This window comes from Vibrio thalassae (assembly GCF_900089835.1).
Classification (GTDB): Bacteria; Pseudomonadota; Gammaproteobacteria; order Enterobacterales; family Vibrionaceae; genus Vibrio; species Vibrio thalassae.
In genome coordinates, this window is the sequence record NZ_OANU01000190.1 from 17,025 (window position 1) to 27,349 (window position 10,325).

Sequence of the window (10,325 nt, forward strand, 5' to 3'; positions counted from 1 at the left end):
TACTACGCTTTAAACGAAAGAGGGATTTCAGCTAGCTGAGTCCCTTTGTTCATTGGGTAAATCAAATATTCACCGTGGTACTTTACTTTTGATTTGTAATCAGTGCGCTTGTGCAACATAAACCCGGCTTCGTAAGCTTTGATGACAAACTCTGCATGATTGCCACGCACAAACCAACTCATCGGCTTCACAAGGTTTTCAGCGTCAAAACAGTCATCACATTGATTCGCACATAAAGCAAACGAGTTATGGCCATCAGTAAAGAACTGTACTTTACTGCCATCGGTCAACACCTCTGAAGTACAGACGCCCCAACCTGCTGCTTCCATGTCTTCAATAAACTGCTCAATCTTCGCATCGGTAACGGGTTGTACATCACCAGAAAAGAATTCCGCATAATAAGCAGAAATGCGCTTAAACAAAGGTTCAAGCATGGAATCGTTGCCCTTAGAGCGTCCCGATTTCTGCCATTGAATTAGGTTCGCGCTGGTCGTTTTTCCAAAACGCTGAGTTTTGATCGCTTTTGTTACCCATCGAACAAGAAAGTGATTGTTCGTCACAGGCGTATTCATCAGCTTGCCCGAAGCATGCTCATTGGCCAATTCTTCAAGTGCACTGTTTACAACTTTTTGGATCTCTGAATAGTAGTCAGACATTATGCTTTTTTCCCAAACGCCCAATATAAGGCGGCGGATAATACCGAACAAATAGCCATTAATGCAATCATCGGCCAAACTGTCCCACCAGGAAGCATCGCCACAATCGCGCCAATGACTGAACCGGTGCCAAATCGCAGTGTGCCCGCAAGTGAAGAGGCCGTACCCGCCATGGTAGGGTAACCACTCAACAGTAACCCCATTGAGTTACTACCGATCGTTGACAGCGTACCAATAAACAACATAACAAAAGGAACAGTACCCCAAATCCCAAGATCCAAAATACCACTTGCTAATAACGCTAGTCCCGCAAACAACTGAATGCTCAACCCAAAACGAAGCATACCATGCAAGCCGACTTTCTTAACCATACGCCCGTTGATACTGGTCATGATGATCATCGTGACAATATTTAAGCCAAAAAGATAACCGAACTGATCAGGTGTCACACCATAGATATCAATATAGACAAACGAGCCAGCAGTGAGAAAGGCAAACATACCCGCGAACGAAAATGCGCCCGAGAACATGAGCCCCATTGCAACGGGATTTTTGCATAGCCTTAAGTAGTTTCTAATGGTGGTTCGAAAACGAAGTGGTTGCCTATTTTCTGGCGCTAATGTCTCTGGAATCTTCCAAAGTACCGCAGCAATCACAACACCAGAAAACGCTGTTAGTAACCAAAATATTGACCGCCATCCGAACCAAACCGCCAGATGCCCGCCGATCATCGGCGCAACCAACGGGGCCAATGTAACAACAAGGGTGACAAATGACATGGTTCGAGCAAAATCTTCTTTATCGAACATATCACGAACCACCGCTTGAATAATGACAGCCGCAGCAGCGCCTGCAAACCCTTGCGCGGTTCGAATATAGGTCAAAGATTCAATCGTCGATGCCGTTGCTGAAATGGCAGAAGCAACGCCAAAAAAGAACACGCCAAACACTAAGATCGGCCTACGACCAAAACTATCAGCAAGAGGACCATGTAAAAGTTGGCCGATAGCGAACCCTGCGGTATATACCGTTAATGTCGTCTGAACAGCACCGGCTGTTACCCCAAAATCTTGTGCGATAGTCGGCATCGCGGGCAAGTACATGTCGATAGCCAAAGGTGTCAAAGCACCAATCGCTCCGAGAACTAGGAAAAGAACCAAACCTAGCTGAGGTATGTCGGGCTGCGATATTGGTTTAGAACTCATATCGCTCCTAAAGAAATCTTTATTTGTTCGCTATCCATGCCCACAAATAAACAACCTAGACTCAATCTATCCCATTGAGTGATATGAGATAGCGACACACAGGCACGCTATCTTCGGGGTAACCGTAATGCAGGAAGGTTCTCAAAAAATGAGAATAGTGATTCATTACAGGGGATACATATACTCGGACCGAGTATATGTTTTATCTATTAAAACCAACCTATTAGTATTACTTTTTCCAAACAGAGTCAATTTCTTCTTGAGTGAGATATCGATACTCTCCCGGCTCAAGCATATCATCAAGGACAATGGCACCAACGCTTTCACGATGCAAAGCCTCTACTTTATTGCCTAAGGCCGCAAACATACGCTTAACTTGGTGATACTTACCTTCGTGGATCGTCAGCAAGACTTCTTTGTCATCAATGATTTCAAGCTGGGCTGGTAATGTTGCCGCTTTCTCATTTCTAAGTTCAATCCCATCCTCAAACGCCTGGATATAGTTATCTTGAACCGGATCAGCCAACCACACACGATAAGTTTTTGCACACTTGTGTTTTGGTGACGTAATGCGATGAGACCATTGACCGTCGTCAGTGATTAACACCAAACCTGTCGTATCCACATCTAGGCGACCAGCAAAATGTAGGTTTTCCATTTTGACTTCATCAAGCAGCATAAATGCGGTGTGATTAAAGCCGTCCTCATGAGAACACACAAAGCCGTCTGGTTTGAATAGCATTATATAACGTGGACCCTGCATACGGATCTCTCGGTTTTGCCATTCCACAAAATGGTCTTCGGTCACTTTGACCGCGCCGCTCTTTTGCACCACACCATCGACCGTGACATCACCTGACTTGATGATTTTTGTTGCTTCTTTACGTGTAGCGCCCAAAGCGTCACACAAAAACTTATCTAAACGCATGAATACCTCGTTTTCATTTCGTGAGGTATTATAGAGCGGTTTTTTAAAATGTAGAGTAAAACTGAGCCGTATGTACACGCTTCGCCCCTACCAAGCCGATTCTGTTAAAGCCGTCATCCACTATTTTCGTAAAAACGACACACCTGCCGTGATCGTTTTGCCCACTGGAGCAGGGAAAAGCTTAGTTATCGCAGAACTTGCAAGGTTAGCGAGAGGTCGTGTTTTGGTGTTGGCACACGTCAAAGAACTCGTTGAGCAAAATCACGCAAAGTATGAGGGCTATGGCCTCAAAGGGTCTATTTTCTCCGCAGGCTTAGGACGCAAAGAAACGTCTGAGCAAGTGGTCTTTGCCTCGGTACAATCCGTTGTGCGCAATTTGGATGCTTTCGCCAATCAGTTTTCACTACTCGTTATTGACGAATGCCACCGTGTGCCAGAGACCAAAACATCCAGTTATCAAAAAGTCATCAGCCATCTGTGCGACATCAATCCAGGCATTAAAATCCTTGGTTTAACCGCCACCCCTTATCGTTTGGGTGTCGGTTGGATCTATCAGTATCACACCAAGGGTCTAGTACGCAGCGATGAGCCTCGTTTCTTTAAAGACTGTATCTTCGAACTGCCGATTCAATACTTGCTTGATGAAGGTTTTTTGACGCCAGCCAAACTCATAGATGCTCCCGTACTCAGCTACGACTTCTCTCAGCTCAAACCCACTAGCATGGGCAAATACAAAGAATCTGAGATGGATCTTGTGATTGAGCAATCAAAGCGCGCGACACCGCAAATTGTTGAGCAAATTAAACGCTATGGGGAAGACAAGCAAGGCGTGATGATTTTTGCAGCGACCGTTCGCCACGCCCAAGAAATACTGTCCTTGTTACCCAGCGACAGCAGTCAAATCGTGATTGGTGACACACCAACACCGGAGCGAGACGCCATCATCAACGATTTCAAAAATCGCAACATTAAGTTCTTGGTTAACGTCTCGGTTTTAACGACTGGCTTTGATGCGCCTCATGTTGATCTTATTGCGATTCTTCGCCCCACCGAGTCCGTCAGCTTGTATCAGCAAATCGTCGGCCGAGGTCTGCGCCTGTCTGAAGGTAAGCACGAATGTCTGGTCCTTGATTATGCAGGTAACACCTACGATTTGTATCAGCCTGAGGTGGGTAATCCCAAACCCGATTCAGATTCTGAAATCATTACCATCCCCTGCCCCGCGTGTGGATTCAACAACGACTTTTGGGGCAAACTGGACGCCAACGGTTTTCTCATTGAACATTTTGGTCGCAAGTGCCAAGGGTATTTTACAGACGAAGAAACCGGAGAACGTGAGCACTGTGATTACCGTTTCAGAGCTAAGTATTGTTCCGAGTGCGGCGCAGATAACGACATCGCAGCGCGGATCTGTCACGAATGTGACGCGACGTTAGTAGACCCTGATAAAAAACTCAAAGAAGCCCTTAACCTAAAAGATGCTCTTGTCTTCGAGTGCACAGACATGAATCTTGTGGTTCATAAAGACGAAAAAGGCAAAAACAGCTTGAGGGTCAACTATATTGGTGAGAACGACGCTCAAGTCAGCGAATTTTGGTCGTTAACCACGAAAAAACAGAAAGAATCGTTTCTTGCTAAGTTTGTTCGTCCCCATCTGGCCGACAAACATCGCGAGTTTGATGCCACATCACCAACCAAAGTCGTGAATAATCAACATCGATTCCGTTTACCCGCTTTTGTCATCGCCCGCAAAAGCGGACGATTTTGGAAGATGAGAGACAAAATTTTTGACGATGAACTGAACTAATCACTGTTCAGCTTTCATTCATGTTTGCAAATGTATATTTTAACTATGTTGAAAATATTGGGGCTCCGCCATGCTACACACAACCAAACAGACACTTTCAATCGTCTTGCTATCTCTGTTATTGGCAGTACCGCTTAGCGCCCATGCCGAATTTTTCTCAGATTCAAAGCCGAGTGGTCACGATGTTCTTCAAGATGTACAAACTGATGGTGCTCGAGTTGAGTTTGAAGAGGACCAAGATGAAGTCTACGAAGCGGTACAGCAAGGACTGATCAAGCCTTTTTCAGAACTGTTTGCTACCGTAAAACGAGATCTTAACGGTCGAGTGATTAAAGTCGAACTTGAAGAAGATGACGGTGAGTGGATCTACGAGCTAAAATTGCTTCATGAACAAGATGTTATTAAAGTCGAATATAACGCTACCACACTGGAGATGATGGAACTCAAAGGCCACAATCTTCAAAGAGTCATAAGAAAATAGAGAACAATAATGAAAATTCTTGTCGTCGAAGATGATCCAAGATTGGGTGAACAGATTTTAGAAACCTTAGACAGTGCAGGCTGGGTGACAGAGCTCGCTCAGGATGGTATTGACGCTTTGTACCGTGCCACATCCGAAGATTGGGACGCCATTGTTTTAGATTTAGGTCTGCCTAAAATAGACGGATTGACAGTGCTCAAGGGGATCCGCGACGAAAACATCAACACGCCGGTGGTGATTCTCAGTGCCCGTGATACGTTAAGTCAGCGTGTTGAAGGACTTAATGCAGGTGCTGATGATTACCTCACCAAACCGTTTGAAATGATTGAGCTTATTGCCCGTATTCGCGCGCAGCTACGACGTGCATCAGGTAATGCTTCTCCTTTGATGCAAGTGGGTGATTTAAGCCTAGATACTCGCACCTCTAAAGTGATGTGGCAGGGCAATGCTGTGAGCTTGACTGCACTAGAATACAAAGTTGTTGCTTACTTTATGCATAACGCTGACAAAGTCATTTCGCGCACCGAATTAGTCGAGCACATTTATAAACAAGATTTTGATCGAGACTCTAATACCATTGAAGTGTTTATCGGCAGAATCCGTAAAAAAATCGCCCCGAAAATCATCAAAACTGTCCGTGGTTTAGGGTATCAGTTGAATGCCTAACCTAGACGCCTCAAGGCTAAAAAAAGAGTTTAAACGACTCAGTTTAAAGACGCGCTTATTGCTGGCTGCCACCTTGTGGTTGTCAGCGATGATGATCGCAGCTGGCGTGCTTATTCCCGGCCTTGTGCGTGAATACCTCACTCAAGATTTAGAGACTAAGCTTGGGCTGACGATGGATGAAATAGCCGCCAACTTGGAAGTGAATAAACAAGGGCAACTCGTTTTACAAACCCGGCTATCCGATCCCCGTTTCAACCAACCCTATAGCGGACTTTACTGGAGTGTCGAAACGGGCTCGGACAAACTTCGTTCGCGTTCACTGTGGGATCGGACAATCCGCACCAAAAAGGAAAATCACAAAGCCACCTATTTCGGTGCGAAAGATGAGAAACTGATCGCGATCAAACGAACCATTTTCCTGCCTGATATTAGTGACGGCGTCACAATTATTGTTGGTCAAGATGAAGATCGCATCGACGATACACTGAACTCTTTGACCGGACAGCTGTGGTTAATCCTAAGTATTATGTCGATTGGCGTTTTAACTCTGGTTGTGGTGCAAGTTAGTTGGTCACTAAGACCTTTAGGGAAAATGCAAAAAGAGCTAAAGCTCTTAAAATCCGGTGAACAACAAACGCTCGATGAGCAATATCCAAAGGAAATTGCTCCCCTCGTTGATGATTTGAATGCTTTGCTGTTCCACTACCAAGAGCTCCTAGCGCGCGCGCGCAACCACGCGGGTAACCTATCCCATGCACTAAAGACCCCTCTTTCAGTGTTAAAGAACGAGTTGAACCAATTATCAGAACAAGACAGACAGCGATTGCAACCTTCGATAGAGCAAATTCAGTCACACATTGACTACCATTTAGGTCGAACCCGAATGGCTGGGGCAATGAATATTCTCTCAGTGAAATCATCTCCGAGTGAACGTGTTGACGCCATTTCTTTAGCCTTCGACAAAGTCTATGCTCAACGTGAAATCGCTTTAGTGAGTGAATTGGATCCCGACCAGTACGTTGCCGTTGAAAAAGCTGACCTCGATGAAATGCTGGGAAATTTACTTGAAAATGCTTACAAGTGGGGCAACAGCTTCATCAGGGTATATTCAGAGCTGCTCGATAACTATGAGATTGCTATCATCGTCGAAGACGACGGCCCTGGCATCCCTCAAGAACAGCTCAAAGCAGTGTTAAAGCGAGGCGTTCGCCTAGATGAAACCACGCCAGGTACTGGCTTAGGTCTCAACATTGTTAATGAGATGGCACATAGCTATCGAGGCGATTTAGCTTTAGAATCGAGCAAACTGGGTGGTTTACGCGCAGTGCTTAAACTACAACGTGCAAAAGAGTAAAAATTGTAACGATATAAGCGATTTGCTATTGCTCAGTCCAGCTTTGAATGTTAGTATCCGCGCTCGTTTTGAATGTATCTATTTGACACTTCAAAACGACTATAGTTTTGACTAGGTCGCTACGTCAAAACAGTTACTTTAATTTTACTATTTTGAGAGTAAATACTATGAAATTCGAAGCAGTAGTACGTACTGAACTAGGTAAGGGTGCGAGCCGCCGCCTACGTCACGCTGGTCAATTCCCAGCAATCGTTTACGGTGGTGAAGCAGCACCTGTTTCTATCGCTCTAAACCACGATGACGTGATCAACCAAATGGACAAGCCAGCATTCTACGAAGGCATCACTCTAGTGATCGACGGCGCAGAAGTTAAGGTTAAGCCACAAGACGTTCAACGTCACGCGTTCAAGCCAAAAGTTGAGCACATGGATTTCATCCGCATCTAATTCCCTACCAAGGAATTATACGGATTAAATCCAAACCTTTTGCATAAAAAGATTCTCGGCTTTACCAACCAAGAATTCTTAAAAAATTCGAAACCCCGATGCTACCAACATCGGGGTTTCACCGTTTTTGAGCCCTCAAAAACGTCGTAAATCTCGCGCAATACACTGAAAATAATCAACTTTCCTCTTCCCCACTTTATCCCAGTCTTGCTTGGGTGGATTAAGGGTGGACGAAAGGTGGACTTATACAGTAGTTTTTCTAACAGTAAGAATAGACCGCTTTTTCGCTAGGTTCAACACACTACTCAAACAAAAAGACAAAACCGACTAGCATCTAGAATGTTACTTGTATGGCCTTGTACGCACTTCTAAACGAATAGAGTAATCAAGAATAAGAACTACTCCTTTGGCATAACTCGCTAGCGCTGAGAGCTGCCTACTTACATTCATGTATATTGGATTGGGCGCTACCACTACGTAATACACTCCAGGCTAATAAAACAACACTGAAGGGCGATCAAGAAAACACTTCTAGCCTTTCGTCCATTCTTAACACCATCTCCCAGCTTAATCACTACAACCCTCATTTAATGACATAACACGCCTAAACTAACCATTAGCCAATAAACCTACTAATCCAGTATTAAGACTTTAAAGGCCTATAGGCATTCACTGATCCGCACACTCATTTTTCACAACATAACACTCGGCTTATCTGTCCAAAAATCATGGATTCGGATTCCGAATAACAGCTCGAACGTCCATGCAAACCTAAAATATTAAAGCATTTGGTCCAAGAATTTGTGATGGTGGGGCTCTGTTCGCATCACAAGCATAAACTCCCGTAACCCCCACCCTCGTGCACTCTAGGTGACACTTTCAGCTCACCTAGAGCGCACGGATTTAAAGGGCTAACGAGAGATTTTATTGACAAAGTAATGTTGACACTTTTTGGAAAGAAATCTCAATCCAGATTCTAGTGCTATTTCTTGAAAATCAACGGCGTTTTGAAGGAGAAAAAACGAGTAACTCTCAGGTTTTTCAATACAACTCGTATAATAAAACTCGTATAGATGAGGTTACCGAGGCAGAATTGTAGCGAATATCCGAATTCGCGAATAAAAAGGAGTAATATTGAGATGGTTGCAGCTACGAAAAAGAAGCGGCCTGATTAACTAACTTTCCTTAGGCTCTTCTTTCTAGAATACTCGTGATGTCTTTTTTGAGTTCCTCTGAAAGGCGTTCAAATTGTTCCGGATCAACTAAACCTTCCGAACACATCTGCATGAGCTGGATAAATGCTCGGCTTCGAGAATGGCCATCAAAAATCAACTTCATTTGCTTTTGAGATTCTTTGGAGTGCTGACACATAAAGTTGAACCTTTCCCCTACAGGTTCTGATTCATCAGTAATCGTTTTGATGGCTTCATCTAGCTGCCGAGTACAAAACACTTTCGCTGCTTCACTCTTTATTTCGCAAAAGATTTTCCAATCAGACTCTTTGATATTCATACCAACCTCCATAAAGTGTCACCTCTTAGGGTAGAGCATGGCGCCATAGTCTCTTGTTGAACGAAGCCGCTGCGCGGCAGAGTAAAGCACATAAACGCCATACTTCTGATACCCCATCACCCGATGGGATAGACAGGAGTAAATACCATGACACCCAATGAACTCAATCGCTATCATTCTCTTTATGAACAACACCTTACCAACCTTAAGCTGCAAGGTAAACGACCTGCTACCATTGATGCCTATTCCCGTGCCGTTCGTCGAATAAGCCGCTATTTTGATTGCTGCCCTGACTCGCTCACCCCCGACCAACTCAAGCAATACTTCGCTAGCCTTATTCAAACCCACTCGTGGAGTACCATCAAGCTCGACCGTAACCGCTTGCAGTTCTTCTATCGCTATACGCTCAATAAACAGTGGCAATGGCTCAACATTGTCAAACCACCTCGTACTCAAACACTGCCCGATGTGATGACACCCAGTCAGGTTGCTACGCTGATTAGCCACACTCACCAGCTTCGTTATCAAGTCTTCTTTCTTACTCTCTATTCCATGGGGCTGCGCCTCGTTGAAGGCTTAAATCTGACCGTCAATGACATCGACGCGCAGACCATGCACGTCCATATTCGCAATGGTAAAGGTGGTAAAGACCGACTCGTGCCACTGCCCAATCGGACACTTCATGCTTTACGTGCCTATTGGCAAACCCATCGTCATCCCTCGTGGCTATTCCCAGGTAAAGGCTCTCATCTTGACAACCCAATGGAGCGCGGCGGCGTACAAAAAGCAATGAAACGCGTGCTTAAACAGTGTGGCATCAATAAACATATTTCTCCGCATTCATTGCGCCATTGCTTTGCGACTCATCTGCTCGAACAAGGGGTAGATTTACGTTCTCTGCAAGTGCTGCTTGGCCATGCCAGTCTCAACACCACGGCGCGATACACCCGCATGACCCAGCAAAAACATCGCGATGCGGCGCTCGCTATCAACCAAATGGCCGATGCATTGAGCATTACGTGGGAGGTCGCATGAGTACTTTCATTGAACTGTTGTGCACGCATAAAAAAGCGCTCGAACATCAGTATGCCAATCAGCTCAACCCAGATATGCGCTCGGCTATCCAAGCGATGTTACGGTGTAAAACAGAGCAACAAGGTCGCTCGCAATGGTATTGTGCCCATTGCCACCACAATGACCGACTGCCACTCTCATGCGGACATCGGCACTGCCCCCAGTGCCAACACCGCACCACTTCGGACTGGTTAAA

Annotated in this window: 11 protein-coding genes; 7 read left to right on the top strand and 4 right to left on the bottom strand. The window is 45.1% G+C overall.

Annotated features, from left to right (window positions below; translation table 11 throughout):
* Nucleotides 1-2 precede the first annotated feature (2 nt).
* From VTH8203_RS23735 to rsuA, 3 genes are all read right to left on the bottom strand, one after another.
* Complete coding sequence (locus VTH8203_RS23735; RefSeq protein ID WP_096995785.1) at nt 3-656, bottom strand: DUF2913 family protein; 654 nt, start codon at nt 654-656, stop codon at nt 3-5.
* Entirely contained in the window at nt 656-1,861 is a 1,206-nt protein-coding gene (locus VTH8203_RS23740; protein ID WP_096995786.1) for a Bcr/CflA family multidrug efflux MFS transporter, read from the bottom strand. The genes VTH8203_RS23735 and VTH8203_RS23740 overlap by 1 nt, the downstream gene beginning before the upstream one ends.
* 229 nt (nt 1,862-2,090) lie before the next feature.
* Nucleotides 2,091-2,789 (bottom strand): 16S rRNA pseudouridine(516) synthase RsuA, encoded by a 699-nt coding sequence (rsuA, locus tag VTH8203_RS23745; protein ID WP_096995787.1) that lies wholly within the window; start codon nt 2,787-2,789, stop codon nt 2,091-2,093.
* Nucleotides 2,790-2,859: 70 nt separating this feature from the next.
* Here rsuA and radD point away from each other — a divergent pair, with 70 nt between their 5' ends.
* The 5 genes from radD (at nt 2,860) to rplY (ending at nt 7,543) form a co-directional block, all read left to right on the top strand.
* A complete protein-coding gene (gene radD / locus VTH8203_RS23750) occupies nt 2,860-4,596 on the top strand; it encodes a DNA repair helicase RadD (RefSeq protein WP_096995788.1) in 1,737 nt (578 codons plus the stop codon).
* Between the two features lie 70 nt (nt 4,597-4,666).
* The gene (locus tag VTH8203_RS23755; protein WP_096995789.1) at nt 4,667-5,077 is read left to right on the top strand and encodes a PepSY domain-containing protein; all 411 of its coding nucleotides are present in this window, start codon (nt 4,667-4,669) and stop codon (nt 5,075-5,077) included.
* A 9-nt stretch (nt 5,078-5,086) separates the two neighbouring features.
* The gene (locus tag VTH8203_RS23760) at nt 5,087-5,743 is read left to right on the top strand and encodes a response regulator transcription factor (protein WP_096995790.1); all 657 of its coding nucleotides are present in this window, start codon (nt 5,087-5,089) and stop codon (nt 5,741-5,743) included.
* Entirely contained in the window at nt 5,736-7,097 is a 1,362-nt protein-coding gene (locus tag VTH8203_RS23765) for an ATP-binding protein (RefSeq protein WP_096995791.1), read from the top strand. The genes VTH8203_RS23760 and VTH8203_RS23765 overlap by 8 nt, the downstream gene beginning before the upstream one ends.
* Nucleotides 7,098-7,264: 167 nt before the next feature.
* Nucleotides 7,265-7,543, top strand: a complete 279-nt coding sequence (gene rplY, locus VTH8203_RS23770; protein ID WP_006071740.1) for a 50S ribosomal protein L25 — start codon at nt 7,265-7,267, stop codon at nt 7,541-7,543.
* A gap of 1,185 nt (nt 7,544-8,728) precedes the next feature.
* Here the strand turns inward: rplY and VTH8203_RS23775 are convergent.
* Complete coding sequence (locus VTH8203_RS23775; protein ID WP_096995793.1) at nt 8,729-9,055, bottom strand: hypothetical protein; 327 nt, start codon at nt 9,053-9,055, stop codon at nt 8,729-8,731.
* Nucleotides 9,056-9,202: 147 nt separating this feature from the next.
* Between VTH8203_RS23775 and VTH8203_RS23780 the strand changes: the two genes are divergently transcribed.
* Nucleotides 9,203-10,090, top strand: coding sequence for a tyrosine-type recombinase/integrase (locus tag VTH8203_RS23780; RefSeq protein ID WP_096995792.1), 888 nt, complete (start codon nt 9,203-9,205; stop codon nt 10,088-10,090).
* Nucleotides 10,087-10,325 (top strand): transposase zinc-binding domain-containing protein (locus VTH8203_RS23785; protein ID WP_208617805.1); only part of this gene is annotated, 239 nt, incomplete at its 3' end. The genes VTH8203_RS23780 and VTH8203_RS23785, both read left to right, overlap by 4 nt.